The organism is Propionibacterium sp., from assembly GCF_047719395.1.
Classification (GTDB): Bacteria; Actinomycetota; Actinomycetes; order Propionibacteriales; family Propionibacteriaceae; genus Propionibacterium.
This window is the reverse complement of the sequence record NZ_JBDNTB010000004.1, coordinates 17,742-35,862: the sequence shown is the minus strand read 5'-3', so window position 1 is coordinate 35,862 and position 18,121 is coordinate 17,742. Positions and strand designations below refer to the sequence as shown.

General features: G+C 65.3%; 12 protein-coding genes. 10 read left to right on the top strand and 2 right to left on the bottom strand.

The features are described 5' to 3' along the window. Positions 1 to 143: 143 nt before the first annotated feature. The 3 genes from ABF648_RS01210 to ABF648_RS01200 all read left to right on the top strand — a co-directional run bounded on the left by ABF648_RS01210 (position 144) and on the right by ABF648_RS01200 (position 6,603). A complete protein-coding gene (locus ABF648_RS01210) occupies positions 144 to 4,958 on the top strand; it encodes an NAD-glutamate dehydrogenase (protein ID WP_415630467.1) in 4,815 nt (1,604 codons plus the stop codon). Positions 4,959 to 5,228: 270 nt separating this feature from the next. Then, entirely contained in the window at positions 5,229 to 6,110 is an 882-nt protein-coding gene (locus tag ABF648_RS01205) for a PHP domain-containing protein (RefSeq protein ID WP_415630466.1), read from the top strand. A 49-nt stretch (positions 6,111 to 6,159) separates the two neighbouring features. Next, positions 6,160 to 6,603 (top strand): VOC family protein, encoded by a 444-nt coding sequence (locus ABF648_RS01200; protein WP_415630465.1) that lies wholly within the window; start codon positions 6,160 to 6,162, stop codon positions 6,601 to 6,603. Positions 6,604 to 6,660: 57 nt separating this feature from the next. On the opposite strand, the gene ABF648_RS01195 is transcribed toward ABF648_RS01200, so the two are convergent. Then, positions 6,661 to 7,317: a GntR family transcriptional regulator gene (locus tag ABF648_RS01195; RefSeq protein ID WP_415630464.1), complete on the bottom strand. Its 657-nt coding sequence runs from the start codon at positions 7,315 to 7,317 to the stop codon at positions 6,661 to 6,663. Between the two features lie 239 nt (positions 7,318 to 7,556). On the opposite strand from ABF648_RS01195, the gene ABF648_RS01190 reads away from it, so the two are divergent. The 6 genes from ABF648_RS01190 (at position 7,557) to trpS (ending at position 15,313) form a co-directional block, all read left to right on the top strand. Then, on the top strand, positions 7,557 to 8,828 hold the full coding sequence (locus tag ABF648_RS01190) for an NRAMP family divalent metal transporter (RefSeq protein WP_415630463.1): 1,272 nt from the start codon (positions 7,557 to 7,559) through the stop codon (positions 8,826 to 8,828). An 82-nt stretch (positions 8,829 to 8,910) separates the two neighbouring features. Next, positions 8,911 to 9,696: a LamB/YcsF family protein gene (locus tag ABF648_RS01185; protein ID WP_415630462.1), complete on the top strand. Its 786-nt coding sequence runs from the start codon at positions 8,911 to 8,913 to the stop codon at positions 9,694 to 9,696. Then, a complete protein-coding gene (locus ABF648_RS01180) occupies positions 9,693 to 10,523 on the top strand; it encodes a putative hydro-lyase (protein WP_415630461.1) in 831 nt (276 codons plus the stop codon). Before ABF648_RS01185 ends, ABF648_RS01180 begins: the two co-directional genes overlap by 4 nt. A gap of 2 nt (positions 10,524 to 10,525) precedes the next feature. After that, complete coding sequence (locus ABF648_RS01175) at positions 10,526 to 12,259, top strand: carboxyltransferase domain-containing protein (RefSeq protein WP_415630460.1); 1,734 nt, start codon at positions 10,526 to 10,528, stop codon at positions 12,257 to 12,259. Beyond that, the gene (locus ABF648_RS01170) at positions 12,259 to 14,079 is read left to right on the top strand and encodes a biotin carboxylase N-terminal domain-containing protein (RefSeq protein WP_415630459.1); all 1,821 of its coding nucleotides are present in this window, start codon (positions 12,259 to 12,261) and stop codon (positions 14,077 to 14,079) included. The genes ABF648_RS01175 and ABF648_RS01170 overlap by 1 nt, the downstream gene beginning before the upstream one ends. Positions 14,080 to 14,182: 103 nt before the next feature. Beyond that, positions 14,183 to 15,313 (top strand): tryptophan--tRNA ligase, encoded by a 1,131-nt coding sequence (gene trpS, locus ABF648_RS01165; RefSeq protein WP_415630458.1) that lies wholly within the window; start codon positions 14,183 to 14,185, stop codon positions 15,311 to 15,313. A gap of 181 nt (positions 15,314 to 15,494) precedes the next feature. On the opposite strand, the gene ABF648_RS01160 is transcribed toward trpS, so the two are convergent. Next, positions 15,495 to 17,147, bottom strand: a complete 1,653-nt coding sequence (locus tag ABF648_RS01160) for a DEAD/DEAH box helicase (protein WP_415630457.1) — start codon at positions 17,145 to 17,147, stop codon at positions 15,495 to 15,497. Between the two features lie 131 nt (positions 17,148 to 17,278). Between ABF648_RS01160 and ABF648_RS01155 the strand changes: the two genes are divergently transcribed. After that, positions 17,279 to 18,031 (top strand): ferritin-like fold-containing protein, encoded by a 753-nt coding sequence (locus ABF648_RS01155; RefSeq protein ID WP_415630456.1) that lies wholly within the window; start codon positions 17,279 to 17,281, stop codon positions 18,029 to 18,031. Positions 18,032 to 18,121 lie beyond the last annotated feature (90 nt).

Below are 18,121 nucleotides of genomic sequence, written 5' to 3'. Positions count from 1 at the left end.
CCCGGGCGATCCACGGTCTGCTCTGTCATCACCCGCAGCCCTGTCATTGCTCAGCAGTGCAACCCACGCGCGTCTAGGGTGGAACTCATCGGGTTGTCCGTTGGGGTGCAGCAGGCGTGGCCGACACCGAAGGGGGAGTCGCTATGACCGAGGTGGGACACGGCGCTGGGTCGGTGGGGCGAATCGCAGAACATCTGGATCTCACCGAGCGCCTGATGGCACATGTCAGTCCCGCCGACGGAATCCTGACGGGCACGGCGGCCACGGATTTCGTGACTGCCTATGTGGGCCATGTGGACGACGACGCCCATGCACTCGGACAGGCCGTCGATGAGAATCTGGTGGGTCAGCGGCTGCGCGACCACTTGCAACTCGGGCAGCTGCGGCGCGGCGACGAGACGCTGATCAGCGTGCATCCCCCGACGCAGGCCGGTGGGTTCACCACCGTGCAGGTGGTCGCCACCGACCGGCCGTGGATCGTCGACACGCTCTGCCTCGGCGCCACTCGGCGAGGGTGGTCGATTCGTGAAATCGTGCACCCGCAGCTGAGCGTGCTCCGCGATGACGAAGGGCGACTGCTCGGCGTCGATTCCTATCGCGGCACGGGCGAATCATGGATCGATCTGGAGCTGTACCCGGCCTGGGGCAGCGCCGCCTCACAGGAAGCGCCCGTCCTCGAAGCCGATCTGCACGAGGCGATGGCCCGATTGACCGCCGCAACCGAGGACACCCGGGCGATGCGAGTGCAAGCCGTGCGAAATGCGGACTCGGTGCTGGGTACCCCTGGGCCTGCCGAGCCACGAGAACGTGCCCTCACCAGCGCCATGCTGCGCTGGCTTCTGGAGGACCACTTCGTCTTCCTGGGCTACCGCGAATACCTCGTGAATCCAGACCACGAGCAGTTCACCCCGGTATCCGGTACTGGGCTCGGCGTGCTGCGCGACGATCTGGTGGACCCCAGCGGCTTCGACGCCGTGCCACTTCCGAATTCGCAGGAACTCATGGTCTGTACCAAGGATTCCGTGCGGTCCACCCTGGTGCGCGGCGGCTATCGGGACTACCTCGGCGTGCGCATCCGAGACCAGGACGGGCATCTGATCGGGGAGCATCGATTCATCGGCCTGTTCACCGCGAGTGCCTATGCCGAATCGGTGCTGAAGGTGCCGATCCTGCGCGGCAAGGCCGGAGAGATCATGGAAGCCATCGGCTACGCCCCCGACTCCTATGGGGGCCAGGCCGTGCGCGCCACTCTCGACGCGTATCCGCGCGACGAGTTGCTGCAGGCCTCGGCTGAGGAGCTGATGCCAGCCATCGAGGCAGTGGCCAGGCTCGGCGAGCGCCACCAGCTCCGCCTGTTCCTCAGGCCCGGGCGATGGGGCAGATTCCTCAGCGCACTCGTGTACTTCCCCCGCGACAGGTACAACACCGAAGCGCGCCTGCGGATGCAGCGCACGATCCTGGATTTCGTCGGCGGCGAGAGCATCGACTACCGCGCTGCCGTCTCGGACTCGGTGCTCGCCAGGCTCTACTTCACAGTGCAACTGGATCCTGATCGTGACTCCCAGGGGGTTCTGGATGCAGCCGAACTGGAGAAGCTGCTGGCAGAGGACATCCACGACTGGGATGACGATTTCATCGCCATCGCCGACGCACTCGACTCAGAACGCCGCGGCATCGACTTCCCCGACGCCTACAAGCAGGACTATCCCCCCGCGGCTGGGGTGGAGGACCTGCTGGCCTTCGACTCACTGACCAGCGGTGACGACATGGCGCTGAGCGTCTTCTCCCCGTCCTCCAAGGACGCCGAGGGCATCGATGTGAGGCTGAAGGTGTTCACTCTGGGCGAACCGCTGGATCTTTCGCACGTGATGCCGCACCTCACCAGCTTCGGCGTCGATGTGCGCGAGGAACGTCCCTATGTCGTGCGGCTGCGCGGCCGCAAGGCCATGGTCTACGACTTCGGCCTTGGCCTGACCCACACCAGCGAGGCGATGCGCTCGGGCGACGAGCTTGCCAGGGCACGATTCAAGGACGCATTCAGCGCGTCCATCAACGGGAAGACTGATCACGACCGCCTCAACGCTCTCGTGCTGGAGACCGATCTGGGCTGGCGAGATGTCGAGGTGCTGCGAGCGGTGTCCCGCTATCTCCAGCAGGCTGGCTCACCCTTCTCGCAGACCTATATCGCCAGAACCCTGGTGGACAATCCGGCCATCGCCACCCATTTGGCGGAGATCTTCCGCATCCGTTTCGATCCGGATCTCGACATTTCCCAGAATGAGCGGCAGAGCAGCATCGATTCCCTGGTCGATGAGTTTCACACCGAGTTGGACGATGTCGCCTCGCTGGACCACGACCGCATCCTTCGCCAATTCCTCACGGTCATGACGGCGGCAGTACGCACCAATTTCTGGGTGCCCGGCGCCCAGGCACTTGCAATCAAGCTGCGTGCTCGAGATATCGACTTCCTGCCCAACCCCGCGCCTCTGTACGAGATCTTCGTGTACAACCGGCGAGTCGAAGGAGTGCACCTGCGCTTCGGCAAGGTGGCTCGCGGCGGTATCCGCTGGAGTGATCGCGCAGAGGACTACCGCACCGAGATTCTCGGGTTGGCCAAGGCGCAGATGGTGAAGAACTCGGTGATCGTGCCGGTGGGCGCCAAGGGAGGCTTCTTCCCCCATCGGTTGCACAAGGCGATGGGCCGCGCCGAGCGAGCCGCTGAGGGTGTCGCCTCCTACAAGATCTTCGTGTCCTCGCTGCTGTCGGTCACCGACAATGTCGTGGCCGGCCACAGCCGTCACCCCGGCCGGGTCCATGCCTGGGACGATGCGGATCCCTATCTGGTGGTCGCTGCCGACAAGGGCACGGCCACCTTCAGCGACATCGCCAATGAGATCGCCCAGGGCCAGGGTTACTGGCTGGGCGATGCCTTCGCCTCCGGCGGATCGGTGGGCTATGACCACAAGGCGATGGGTATCACCGCCAGGGGTGCCTGGGAGTCGGTCAAACGTCATCTGCGCGAGATCGGCATCGACCCCCAGGAAGAAGACTTCAGCTGCGTCGGAATCGGGGACATGTCCGGTGACGTCTTCGGCAACGGCATGCTGCTCAGCCACCACACCAAACTGGTGGCCGCCTTCAACCATCTGCACATCTTCCTGGACCCCAGCCCTGATCCTGAGACCAGCTGGGCCGAACGCAAGCGGCTGTTCGAGCTGCCTCGCTCCACCTGGGCCGACTACGATCCTGAGCTCATCAGCACTGGCGGCGGGGTGTACCCCCGCACCGCAAAATCCGTGCCGATCAGCGACCAGGTGCGCACTGCGCTCGGCCTGCCGGCAGATGCGAAGACCATGACCCCCGCCGAATTGCTGCACGCCGTGCTGCAAGCCCCGATCGACCTGCTGTGGAACGGCGGGATCGGCACCTATGTGAAGGCATCCACCGAAACGAATGCACAGGTCGGGGACAAGGCCAATGACGCCATCCGGGTCGACGGCTCGCAGGTGAGAGCCCGCGCTGCAGGGGAGGGCGGGAACCTCGGCTGGACCCAGGCCGGGCGCATCGAATACGCCTTCCACGGCGGGCGCATCAACACCGACTTCATCGACAACTCCGCAGGCGTGGACACCTCCGACCACGAGGTCAATATCAAGATCCTGCTCGACGCGCAGGTGCGCGCCGGGGAGCTGACCGTCGCCGAGCGCAATGAGCTGCTGCCCACCATGGCCGGCGAGGTTGCCCGGCATGTGCTCCTGCACAACATCGAGCAGAACATCACTCTCGCCAATTCACTGTCCAGCGCTGCCGACCACGCCGGGGTGCACGAGGAACTGATGCGCCAGCTCGAACATGCCGGATACCTGGACCGCAAGCTCGAATCGCTACCCTCCAGCGTCGAGATGGCCCGGCGGATCGCACACGGTGCAGGTCTGGTGAACCCTGAGCTCTGCACCCTGCTGGCCTGGACGAAGATCGCCCTGGAGGACGAAATCCTCGCCTCAGACCTTCCTGAAGATCCCTATGCGGCAGAACGTCTGCTCGGATACTTCCCGGCCCCGCTGCGCGCGACTTTCGACGACGCCATGCTGCACCACAGGTTGCACCGCGAGATCATCACCACCGCCGTGGTGAACCGTTTCGTCGACTCCCAGGGCATCTCCGCCGCGTCCAGACTCTCTGACGAATCCGGGGCCAGCAATGCCGACGTGATCCGGGGCCAGCTGGCAGCACGCAATATCTTCGCGATCGCCGGACTCGAAGGGATGGTGCGCTCCCAGGCGATCCCGGAGACCGGGCGACTGGAGTTGCGGATGCAGTTGCGCCGTGTCGTCGAGCGCGCCACCAGATGGCTTCTGCACAACCATCTTGAAGACCTGAATCCCGATCAGGTGGGTATCGAGACGTTGAGCAGGCAGTATCGCGAGGGCGTCGCCGCAGTGATCGGCGCCTTGCCCGAACTACTCACCGACAAGGGCCGTGGGAACTACGAGTCGCAAGTCGCCGCATTGCGTGCCCGTGGCGTGCCCGACGACCTCCTGTCTTCCGCGGCCTGGCCGCGATTGCACGAGGCGCTGCCGATCGTGAGGGTTGCCCGGAGGACCACCAACGTGGTTGAGCTGACCGCCAAGGTCTTCTTCCTGGTCTCCGAAAAGCTCGGCATGGATGCCCTGCTCACCAAGGCGGACGCCCTGCCCCGGCAGAACCGCTGGGACATCATGGCCCGGGCGGCCATGCGTGACGAGTTGCAGGCCGCCAGGGAAACCATCTGCCGGCAGGTGCTGTCCTCCGCCAGCAATACTGCCGAGGCTGATCCGGAGCAGATTGTGGACGAATGGTGGGGTCGCCAGCGAGGCGTCGACCGCTGCGCGGAGCGGCTGTCTGAGCTCAGCGGCGGTTCGATGGACCTGGCACGCGCCTCGGTGGGCCTGCGGGAGTTGCGCCAGCTCATCCTGTGAGGCTTGCAGCCCTGCTGACCACCTGGCAACCCTGGCCTCTTGATGTCATTGGGCCCACGGCCTCAAGATTGCCTGGATCTCACGCTTTCGCAGGATTGCACCGGCGATGAACTGACCGGCAATCGCGACGCTGGTGCATCTACGTCCAGCGATTGTCCTCTTGATCCCGGGTTCCCGAATCTCCTGTTCCGCAAGGGGTGCATCTCTCGTCTTGTCGCGCTGAGCGGCACCTCCAGGGGCCGGTTGCGCGGTAGCGGGCACAATGTGGGCATGCGAATCGACCTGCACACCCATTCCAATGTCTCCGACGGCACCGACAGCCCCACGGCACTGGTTCGCAGGGCGCAGGAGCTGGGCGTGCAGGTGGTGGCGCTGAGCGACCACGACACCTTCGACGGCATCGGCGAGGCGCTGGAGGCCGGACGCCGCTTCGGCGTCTTCGTGCTGCCGGGCATCGAAATCAGCACCCACGTGGGCCACACCGAGGTGCACCTGCTGGGCTACGGCGCTGACCCCTGGAATCCCGCGTTGCGCGAGGCGTTGGCCGACATGCGCGTCAGCCGCGCCGAACGTGTTCCGCTGATGCTGGCGAAGTTGCACGAGCTGGGCGTGGACATCAGCGAGGACGATGTGGCGGCGCAGGCCGGGCACGCTTCCTCGATCGGTCGCCCGCATGTCGCCGATGCCCTGGTGGCAGCCGGATATGTCAAGAATCGCAATGAGGCCTTCGACCGCTTCCTCGATGACAAGGGGCCGGCCTTCGTGCCGCGCCGGAGCCTCGAACTGCCCACCGCCATCGATCTGGTGCACGGTGCGCACGGTGCATGCGTCATCGCGCACCCCTGGATCGGATCGGGCCGAGAAGTCGTCACCCCCGCTCTGCTGGCCTCTCTGACCACCGAGCATGGCCTGGAGGGCATCGAGGTGGACCATCCGGCCCAGGATCAGGAGACCCGGGCCCTGCTGTTCGAGCTCGGCGGCAGGCTCGGCCTCATCCGTACGGGCTCCTCGGATTACCACGGCACTGGCAAGACAGGGCACGAGCTGGGCTGCGAGACCAGCCGTCCCACGGCGCTGCGCGAACTGGCCACCCGCATCACCGCTCGTGGCGGTTCGCTGGGGGGCGTGGAGCAGGTGCTTGGGCGGATCTGATTCATTGCGGCAGGCGCTGCCGTGGCGTTGCGCCGCCTAGCGTTTACCCATGGTCATCACTCTGGAGAACATCGGCATTGCGGTGCGCGACCTCGAGGAGGCCATCGCCTTCTTCACAGACCTCGGCCTGTCCGTGACCGGCCATGACGAGGTCAGCGGCAACTGGGCTGACACTGCGGTGGGGATCGACGGCAACCATGCACGGATCGCCACTCTGGAAACGCCCGACGGGCACGGTCGGCTTGAACTGTTCCAATACATCCATCCGGACGCGATCGAAACCGAGCCGACCCTGCCGAACGAGATCGGTATGCATCGCGTCGCCTTCAGCGTCGATGACATCGATGCAGCACTCGAAGTGGCAGCCCGTCACGGCTGCCATCCGCTGCGCGGCGTTGCCAACTACCGGGGCATCTACAAGCTGACCTATCTGCGTGGTCCGAGCGGCATCATCGTCATGCTCGCCCAGGACATCCGCGAGCACACGCAGTGAGCGTGGCCCGATCTGGCACGCCCATGTACCGCCCGGTATCCGAGCCCTGCTCGACACTCACTCAGCGAGGGAGGCCGCATAGGCAGCTGAGATCTGAGCTTGGGCATCGTCGAGATAGTTCCTGATCACCTTCGCAGCTCCCGGCCCGTCGCCGTTCTCGACGAGTTGCACGATCAGCGCATTGCGCTCCACATAGGGCTCGTGCATGGATCTCACGCTGCCGAGCACGCCGAACATCAGTCGCAGCTGAGCGGCCAGTGCGCCGTAGAGCTTGTCGAGTATCGGGCTGTCGGCCAGACGGACGATGGACTGGTGGTACTTGATGTCCTGTGTGCCCACCATTCGCCAGTCCTGCCGGCCGATGGCGGATCGGGCTGCCTGCACCGCAGCACGCATGCCGGCCACCGCTGGATGATCCGGCTTGGCGTAGGTCAGGGCGTCGGACTCGATGAGTCGTCTCACGTGGAAGAGGTCATGCACCTGCTGGGGCGATGGGGTGCTGACGAACACTCCACGATTGGGAATGTGCCGTACCAGCCCCTCCTGTGCCAGGATGCGATAGCTCTCCCGCAAGGTATTGCGGGAGATGTCGAGCTTTGCGGCCAGTTCGACCTCGGCGAGCTGCTGACCTGGAACGACCTGTCCGGTCGTGATCAACTCGCGAATCTCGTCTGCAGTTGTCACGGGCAGGGATGTCACGCTCGGCTTGGCCATGGCACTCACCCTACGAACACTCCGGTTCGTCGTGGGTCCCGGTGCCCGGCGCCAGCAGACGAGTGCCCGAAACAGGCCAGTCATCGTTGACACAGTCGTTACACAGGTGAAACCAGCAGGAGATACACAGTGCCTACATTTTTGTTCAACAATAACTCTGTATTGCTCAACAATCTTTGCGCTCATGCTCGTGACGCTGTGATTGCCGGGTGACGGAGTCGCGATGAACGGAGTGGGTCATGAGCACTGAGGTCGAGAACGGATCCGGGCCGGCTCCCGGCGTGGGGGAGCAGAGCAGGGAGTTCTTGAGGAACAGACGCACCTCCCTGCTGGGCGCGATATTCCTCATGGCAATGTCCGCGGTGGGGCCTGGTTTCATCACCCAGACCGCCACCTTCACGATCAGGCTCGGCGCCGCATTCGGTTTCGGTATCCTGCTGTCGATCATCATCGACTTCATCGTGCAGATGAATGTCTGGCGCATCGTCGGGGCGTCGGGACGCACTGCAGGTGCCCTGGCCAACGCGGCAGTGCCAGGCTCCGGATATCTGCTCGCCGTGCTGGTGATCTTCGGCGGACTGGTGTTCAGCATCGGGAACATCGCCGGTATCGGGCTCGGCCTCAATGCCGCCATCGGCCTCGACCCCAAGATCGGCGGCCTCATCGGCACGCTGCTGGCGATCGGCATTTTCCTGTACAAGCGGGCCAATCGTGCGATGGACCGGGTGGTCATCTGCCTGGCCGCAATCAAGGTGACGATCGTTCTGATCGTGCTGTTCATCGTGCATCCGCCCGTTGGCCATGCCCTTCACGAGACCGTGATGCCGGACTCGATCAACATCGCCGCGCTCACCACCATCGTCGGCGGAACGGTCGGCGGCTACATCACCTATGCCGGCGCGCACCGTCTACTGGACGCCGGCATCACCGGGCCCAAGAACATGAAGGCGGTCAGCCAGGCATCCCTGGCCGGCGTGCTCATCACCGGCGCGATCCGCTACCTGCTGTTCCTCGCCATCCTGGGCGTTGCCGCAAGCGGAGTCACCATCGACCTGGCGTCGAAGACGGCGAATCCCGCCGCGCAGGCCTTCCAGGTGGCGCTCGGTGAATGGGGTTTCAGGATCTTCGGCATCATCTTCTGGGCTGCGGGTACCACCTCCACCATCGGCGCCGCCTACACCTCCGTCTCCTTCTTCGGAGTCTTCAACGAGAACTTCATGAAGAGCCGCGCCCGCAACTACGCCACCGTGATCTTCATCGCCATTGCCCTCATCACCTACCTGGCGGTGGGCACCGCGCCGGCTGCGCTGCTGGTGTTCGCCGGCGGCTTCAATGGGCTCATCCTGCCGATCGGCCTGACGATCATGGTGTACATCGGTCTCTTCAAGAGTGATCTGCTGGGCGGCTATCACTTCCCGAAGTGGCTGCTGGTGCTCGGCGGCCTGGTCTGCATCTTGACCTGGTACATGGGCATCAATTCGATCGGGCCGATCTTCGCCCTGCTCCGATGACCACGACTTCGGCGGGTCACCAGCCTGGGTGACCAGGATTGCAACGACCTTCGATGGGTATTCGTCAATGGAGGGATGGATCATGATCTCGATGGATCTGAACAGCGACATGGGGGAGAGCTTCGGGCGCTGGTCGCTCGGCGACGACGAGGCGATGCTGGACACCGTGACGAGTGCGAACATCGCCTGCGGATTCCACGCCGGTGACCCGATCGGCATTCTGACCACCACGCGGGCAGCAGCCGAACGCGGCGTCGTGGTGGGCGCGCACCCGGCCTACCGTGATCTCGCGGGCTTCGGCCGTCGTGCGATGGAGGTTGCTCCGGCCGAGCTCACCGCCGATGTGCTTTACCAGATCGCCGCGCTGGACGGGCTGGCGAGATCTGCTGGCACGAAGGCACGTTATGTGAAGCCGCACGGTGCGCTGTACAACCGCATCGCCCTCGATCCGGGCCCCGCGAAGGCCGTGGTGGAGGCCATCAAGGCGTATGACCCCGGGTTGGCCGTGATGGCTCTTGCCGGTTCGGTCTTCGCCCGTACCGCGGCCGATGCCGGGCTTCGTGTCATGTCCGAGGCCTTCGCTGATCGGGGCTACCGCCCCGACGGCACGCTGGTCTCCCGGCGCGAGCCCGGCGCGGTTCTCAGCGATCCCAGGGCCGTCATCGAACGGATCGTCCGGTTGGCCGAGGACGGCACGCTGGTGGCAGCCGATGACTCGGTCATCACGCTGCAGGCCGACTCGGTGTGCGTGCACAGCGACTCGCCCGGTGCCCTGGCGATGGCCAAGGCGGTGCGCGAAGGACTCACCGATGAAGGGATCTCGGTGGCCTCGCCACTGAACCAGCCGGAAGGAGAGGCTGACCGGTGACCACACGGACGAACACGGTCCTGGGTACGCAGGGCGTCATGGAATCGTCGGCAACACAGCAGGCCAGGGCGGCCAGGGCGAGGTACCGGCGGGGCGAATGCCGCCCGACCGCCGGCATCGCGCCTGGCATGACTCAGGCCAACATGCTCGTCGTGCCCAAGGAATACGCCTATGACTTCCTGCTGTACGCCCAGCGCAATCCGAAACCCTGTCCAGTTCTCGATGTGAGCGATCCGGGTTCGCCGTCCACCGCGCTGGCCCCCGGTGCGGACCTGCGCACCGACATTCCGAAGTACCGGGTGTGGCGCGATGGCGAACTCGTGGACGAGCCGACCGATGCCACGAAGGCATGGAGCGAGCACCCCGACCTGGTGGCCTTCCTGCTTGGCTGCTCCTTCACCTTCGAGACACCGCTGCGCAGGGCGGGAATAGAGGTACGCCACATCACCAGCGGCAGGAACGTGCCGATGTATCGCACCAATGTGCAGTGCCGGCCCGCGGGACGATTCCACGGCGAGCTCGTGGTGTCGATGCGGCCCATTCCAGGCGACCGGGTGGCCGAGGCCGCGCAGATTTCGGGACGCTTCCCCTCGGTGCACGGTGCACCTGTGCATGTCGGCGATCCTGCGGCGCTCGGCATCGCTGACCTGTCCCACCCCGACTTCGGGGACTCCGTCGAGATCAGACCAGGCGAGGTGCCGGTCTTCTGGGCCTGCGGAGTGACACCGCAGGCCGCCGTGATGGCCTCCCACATCCCCTTCGCGATCACGCATGCACCCGGGTACATGTTCATCAGCGATGTGAGCGACACCCGATACGAGATCTGAGCATGCGCGTCCTCACCGTCAACACCGACATCGTGGTCGTCGAACTCGACGATCTCGCCCAGGCCATCGCCCTGCATCACTCCTTGATGCAGACGCCGATCCCAGGTGTCCACGAGGTCGTCCCGGCCTCGCGCACCGTCATGATCCGCTTCCATCCCAGTGTGATCAGGGCGACACACCTTGCCGAACTCATCGGCCAACGAGATGTCAGTGCGCCGCTCGCCTCCGACGGGGAACTCGTCAGGGTGCCGGTGCACTACACCGGGGAGGACCTAGGCGAGGTCGCCCGGCTCACCGGTCTCAGCCCCGACGAAGTGGTCGCCCGGCATACCGGCGCCATCTACACGGTGGCCTTCACCGGTTTCGCACCAGGATTCGTCTACCTGGTGGGTGGGGACCCGTGCCTGAATGTGCCGCGTCGTGCGGTGCCCCGCATCGCAATTCCATCCGGAGCGGTGGGGCTGGCGGGTATCTACTCCGGCATCTATCCCCGCACCAGCCCCGGTGGCTGGCAGATCATCGGTCAGACCGATGTGCCCATGTTCGACCTGGCCAATGACCCGCCGGTGCTGCTGCGACCGGGGATGCGGGTGCAGTTCACCGCTGCCGAGCAGGCATCTTTGGCAGGTATCGGACCATCGGTGGAAAGTCACCAGGCGCAGACATCGGATCAGGCCAAGGATGCACCCGACATGCCGGCCCAGCTGCCCGCGGATCGCGCAGCGGCCACCGCAACAGCGGCCAGGACACTTGTCATCGAGGAGCCTGGCCTGGCGGCCACCGTGCAGGACCTCGGCCGGCCAGGCCACGCCGACCTCGGAATCTCCCGCTCCGGAGCACTGGACCACGATTCGCTGAGATGCGCCTCGCGCCTGGTGGGCAACCACTCCGATGCGGCATGCATCGAGACCTACGGCGGTCTGAGGGTACGTGCAATGGGTGAGCAGGTGCTCGCCATTGCCGGCGCTGAGGTGGATGCCACGATCGATGCGAGCAGGATCGATGCGGGGGATGCTGACACTGACAGGTCACGACCTGCTCCCCACGGCCATGCCTTCGCCCTCGGTGACGGGGAAGTCCTCGACATCGGATTCCCGAAACAGGGAGCAGTGGCCTACCTGGGGATACGCGGCGGCCTGGACATCGAACCGGTGCTCGGCAGCCTCTCCAGCGACATCCTGTCCGATCTGGGTCCGCGTCCGCTGCGCGCCGGAGACGAGCTGCCAGTGCGGGCTTGGACCTCCGGCGTAGTGGCAGTTTCGGAGGACGATGCGGGTTCGAGCATCTGCGGCTCCGATGCCCATCGACCTCACGGCCTCTTCGGCCAAGATGAGGGCGTAAGCCTCGACGTGGTGCTGGGACCCCGCGACGAGATGTTCACCGAGGCCGCGGTAACGGCCCTGCTCGAACAGGAGTGGGAGGTCACACCGCAGTCGAATCGGGTGGGTCTGCGGCTGCATGGTGACCAGCCACTGGAGCGGACCGACGACTCCGAGTTGGAGTCCGAGCCAATGGCGTCAGGTGCCCTCGAAGTGCCCCCGGGCGGCCAGCCCGTGGTGTTCATGGCGGATCACCCGTTGACTGGCGGCTATCCGGTCATCGGGTCGGTGGCCAGCTGGGATCTCAACAGAGCCGGCCAGGTGCCCATCGGTGCCAGGATCAGATTCAGACTTGCGCAGAGTGACGAACAGGCCGGAAATGGGGCGCTGGGTGCGCCGGATGAGGAGAACGGGTAATGATCAGCAGAGTCCTCATTGCCAATCGGGGCGAGATCGCGGTGCGCATCGCACGCGGCTGCGCAGCCTACGGTGTGACATCCATCGCGGTGTACGCCGACCCCGATGCCGATGCGCTGCACGTGAGAAGCGCGGACGAGGCCTATGCGCTGCCAGGGGCGCGGCCTGCGGACACCTATCTCAACATCGCGGCACTCATCGAGGTGGCCAGGAAGGCACACGCCGATGCCGTGCACCCCGGCTACGGTTTCCTGTCCGAGAATGCAGACTTCGCCGAGGCGGTGATCGATGCCGGCATGACGTGGATCGGGCCGTCGCCGCGGACGATCAGCGATCTCGGTGACAAGTTGATGGCGCGCCGGCTGGCCATCGAGGCCGGCGTGCCCCTGGTACAGGGCACCGAAGGACCGGTCAGCAGCGGTGAAGAGGCGCTGGCCTTCGCCCAGGAGCACGGCCTGCCGATCGCCATCAAGGCCGCCTTCGGCGGCGGCGGACGCGGCATGAAGGTGGCCTGGCGTCTGGATGAAGTGATCGACCGCTACGACTCCGCGGTGCGCGAGTCGATTGCGGCCTTCGGCAGGCAGGAGTGCTTCGTCGAACAGTTTCTGCACCGTCCCCGCCATGTCGAGGTGCAGGTCATCGCCGACAACGACCACCATGTGGTGGTGCTGGGCACCAGGGACTGCTCGCTCCAGAGGCGCAACCAGAAGGTCGTCGAGGAGGCGCCCGCGCCCTTTCTCACCGACGAGCAGCGCCACTCGGTCGAGCGAGGTGCCGCCGCGGTCTGCGAGGCAGCCGGATATGTGAGTGCCGGAACTGTCGAATTCCTCATCGGAACCACCGGCGTCGTCTCCTTCCTCGAAGTGAACACCAGGTTGCAGGTGGAGCATCCGATCACCGAGATGACCTCCGGTGTCGACATTGTCCGCCAGCAGCTGCGGGTCGCCGATGGTCTGCCGTTGGAGATCACCGAGACGCCGCAGCCAAGTGGCCATGCCTTCGAGTTCCGGATCAATGCCGAGGATGCCGGGCGGGGCTTCCTGCCCTCACCGGGCAGGATCACCCGGTTCGACGCCCCGAGCGGCCCCGGGATCAGGCTGGAGTCGGGAGTGGTGGCGGGCAGCACGATCAGTGCACTGTACGACTCCCTGATGGCCAAGCTCGTGGTGTGGGGCCCGGACCGCGACGAGGCCCTGCGCAGGGCACGCCAGGCCCTGAAGGAGTTCTGCATCGAGGGCGTGCCGACGCTGCTGGACTTCGATCGGCAGATCGTGACCGATCCGGCATTCGTGGCGACCGGTCCGGACGACTTCGCGGTTCACACCACCTGGATCGAAACCGAATGCGCCTGGCTCGACGATCTGGTGCGGCCACTGGGCGAGTTTCCTGGTCTCGCCTTCGATGGCGCCGGTGAGGACGCATCCCAGGCACTCGCCCGTTCGTGGATCGAAATCGACGGGCGCCGGCTGCCCATCGGATTTCCGTCAGCTCTTGCAGCGAAGCTGGCCGGGCCCCTGATCGGCTCCGGTGCGAGGCTGTCGGCCGACCCGGCACCGGGGGACTCTGAGGCCTCCGCTGTCGAATCGGCTGAGGCCTCCGCGCAGGGACACCCCAGCGTGCCCGCACCCATCACCGGCACGATCGTGGTGTGGAAGGCCGACGATGGTGCACAGGTGCATGAGGGGGATGTCATCGCCGTGATGGAGGCGATGAAGATGGAAACCCCTGTTACAGCACCGGTCACGGGCATGCTCAAGATCTTGGTGCCAGCCGGCGGATCACCCTGCCGGGCAGGTGCGGCCATCGCCTCAATCGGCTGACCAGCCGAAGGGGCTGGCCAGCCCGCACCCACAGCGTCCGGCACCGGGTCATCCCTGCTCGGCGCCGCATTCGCGTCCTCGGCGGCGTCTGTAGACTGCGACCATGAGCACGGCCCCCCACATCGAGTCCACTTCAGGAAACGACGATCTGGACGGAGGGTCGCCGGAGCCGGATCGCTCGCTGCAGGCCAGTCAGCTGCGCAGCGATGTCATCGAAGCAGACCTCAAGGTCAACCCCGGGAAGTACCGCATCCTCACCGGCGATCGTCCCACCGGAAAGCTGCACATCGGGCATTACTTCGGGTCGATCAGCAATCGCGTCCGGCTGCAGAACCTCGGTGTCGAATCAATGCTCGTGATCGCCGACTACCAAGTGATCTACGACCGCGATGGTGTGGGAAATCTGCAGGAGAATGTGCTCAGCGGAGTCGCCGACTATCTCGCCAGTGGTATCGACCCGTCTCGCACCACGATCTTCACGCACTCATCGATACCGGCGCTCAACCAGCTGCTGCTGCCCTTCCTGAGCCTTGTCACTGAGTCGGAGCTGCACCGTAATCCGACGGTCAAGGACGAGCTGGAGCACACTCAGGGGCGCGCCATGAGTGGTCTCATGCTCACCTTCCCGGTGCACCAGGCGGCCGACATCCTGTTCTGCAAGGCCAACCTCGTGCCGGTGGGCAAGGACCAGCTGCCGCACATCGAGGTGACCAGGCTCATCGCACGCCGCTTCGACGAACGCTACGGACGAGCCGATCCGGCGCACCCGGTCTTCCCGGCCCCTGACGCGCTGCTCTCCGCCGCACCGCTCATCCTCGGACTGGACGGCACGAAGATGTCCAAGTCCCGGCACAACACGATCGAGATCTCGATGAGCGCCGACGAGACGGCCAAACTCATCAAGAAGGCCAAGACCGACGCCGACCGGCACATCACCTACGATCCGCAGAACCGCCCGGAGGTCTCCAATCTCGTGCTACTTGCTGCGCTGGCGAGGGGCGAGGAGCCCGAGGCAGTCGCTGAGCAGATCGGTGACGGTGGTGGCGGTGGCCTGAAGAAGACCTGCACCGAGGCCGTCAACGAACTGTTCGCTCCGATCAGGGCCCGTCGTGCCGAACTGGCCGGTGATGAGGGATATCTGCGTCAGGTGCTGCGCGAAGGCAATGAGCGGGCGAACGAGGTGGCCGACGCCACCTTGCACGATGTGCGCACCGCCATGTCGATGATCTATTGAGAGCCGGGGGTCAAGCGCTCGGGTGATCTGGCGGAGCAGACCCGGACGTGTGGGTCTCGGAAGTTCCGGGACATGAGCAATCCAGTGCGGATGTCCTACCGAACCCTGATACGACGCCGAACTGCAGCATCGAGGCCATCGGGCAGCCCTGGTCTCGGAGAACAGGGCTGCCCGATGGCTCTCACGCCTTCTCGGACTTCTGCCCGCTGTCAGACTTCTTCTCCACGGGCCGGCCGTTGTGAGTGCGGCGGCGCTTGCGGTGGCGACGCTGGCCATGCTCCTCGGTGGACGCCTTGGCAGCGCCATCGTGCTTGCCATGACGGTCCTCACGGGGCTCGTCATGATCGCCGTGACGACCGTCATGACGATCATGACGATGTCCGTGCTTGCTGTCCTTGGAGTGATGCCTGTCGTCGGAGTGCGAGTGCTCCTTGGGGTGTTCCGCTGCCTCCGCGGTGCGGCCCTTCGTGCCCTCGGCGATGTTCAGATCGCTGAACAGATTCGGGCTGGTCGAATAGGTCTCCACCGGCTCGAAGAAAGGCAGGTCGAGCGCCTTGTTGATGACCTTCCAGCGCGTCACGTCCTGCCAGTCCACCAGGGTGACGGCGATGCCGGTGCGTCCCGCCCGCCCGGTACGCCCGATTCGATGCACATACTGCTCGGGATCGTCCGGCACCTCGTAATTGATGACGTGGGTGACATCGTCGACGTCGATTCCCCGGGCAGCCACATCGGTGCACACCAGCACGTGTACCTTGCCGGCCTTGAATCGCTTCATCGTCTTCTCGCGCTGCACCTGGTTGAGGTCACCGTGCAGCGGTGCGACATCGAAGCCCCGGTCGGACAGTTCGTCGGTGAGCCGCTGCGCCGAACGCTTGGTGCGGGTGAAGATCATCATCCGGTGCATGTCATCGGACTGCAGGATCTTCCCGATGATCTCAGGCTTGTCCAGCGAGTGCGCCTGGTAGACGAACTGGGTGGTCTTCGGCACCGTCGCCTGGGCATCACGGCCCTCGGCGCGGATGTTGACCGGCTGGTTCAGCCTGCTGCGTGCCAGTGACATGATGACGGCCGGCATGGTGGCGCTGAACAGCAGCGTCTGACGGCTCGCCGGGGTCTGGTCGAAGAGGGCCTCGACATCGGGCAGGAAGCCCAGGTCGAGCATTTCGTCCGCCTCATCCAGCACGGCAACGCCCACATGGGACAGGTCGAGATCATGGCGGTGGGCCAGGTCGAGCAGACGCCCCGGGGTGCCCACGACAACGTCGACACCCTTTGCCAACGCATCGAGCTGATCGTCGTAGCTGACACCGCCATAGATGGTGAGCACCCTGGCGCCACGCACCTTCGCAGCCGTGGCGATGTCGTTGCCGACCTGCGAGGCCAGCTCTCGGGTCGGGGTCATCACCAGCGCCTGGGGCTTGCCAGGTGCAGGAAGTTCGCCGAATCCCTCATCGCCGGACAGCACGATGTGCTCCAGAATCGGGATGCCGAAGGCAAGCGTCTTCCCGGTGCCGGTGCGAGCCTGCCCGATCATGTCCACGCCGGTGAGCGCGATCGGGATGGCCATCTCCTGGATGGGGAAGGGATGCTCGATGCCCTCGTCCCTGAGGGCGGTGACGATCGCGGAATTGACGCCGAGGTCGGCGAAGGTGGGCTTCTCCGTTTCGGTGGCTCCGGATTCAGTGTTCGGAAGCGTCATGAATTCAGTTCTCCAGCTCCCGCGTCGAAGCGGGGGACAAAGTCTCGGTATCGTCGCATCCCTGTCACGCCGCACAGAACCAGGACGCGCACCCGTGAGGGTCGCATGCGAGATCCGTCGGCGTCGGCCCATGACCACCGCGGAAGCGGCGCGGGCGCACACGTTGGGCGCAACGACACGGACGCACGGTTGTGCGCCCGGGCCAGTCTAGCGGTAGGCCGGTCCTGGGCTGGAATGCCGAGCCGGACCGGTAGCCTTGCCCCGTGAGCGAGCAGAATCCTGTGAATCAGTCCTCCGCACCCCTCGATGACTCGTCGAGCCAGCCGGGGCGGGCCCCCTTGGGCATGCCGGCCGGTGGCCGGGAGCTGCTGGGCTTCGTGGCGCAGGGCGATCTTGTGGACTTCGAAATGCTCGCCTCCTCGGGCACCATGGCGCCCAGCCTGGACGAACGGCTCACGGTCGCCGAGTTGGCTGCGGCGCAATTCGACCGTTTTGAACGAATCAGCGATGAATTGCACCTTCAGGGCATCGCCATTGATGAGTGCCTGGAGCCTTTTCGCGAGGCTGTCGACAGCTTCGCACGGGCCACGCAACCGGCCAACTGGCTGATGGCGCAATTCAGGGCGCTTCTGGTGACAGGCCTGCGCGCCGATTTTTCCGCCCGTCTGGCGCCGAAACTGCCGGAAGGCATCGCGCAGCTGCTCGCGCCGGGCCCCGCCGCATGGCAGACCACCGATTTCGCAAGCCGAACGGTCCAGAACGGGATCGACGCGAATCCAGACATCGCAGGCCCACTGGCTCTTTTCGGCCGCCGGCTCGCGGCTGAAGCGGTGGGTCAGTGCCAGCGAATCGCTGCTCGCGAAACCGATCTGACTCGGTTGATCGCGCAGAGCCTGGGATCTGGAAGCACACAGGATTCCAGCGAACTCGACGACCTCGGCGCGATGAGCGCACTGCTGGAAGAACTCATGGACGGTCATGCCCGCCGGATGGCCCGGCTCGGCCTGGGCGTCTGAGCGGAGCAACAGGGCCGGGGGGGGGGGCTGGCGGCACGGGGGCCGGCCGGAAGACCGCCACCACGACCCACCACCACGCCCGGAGGGGAG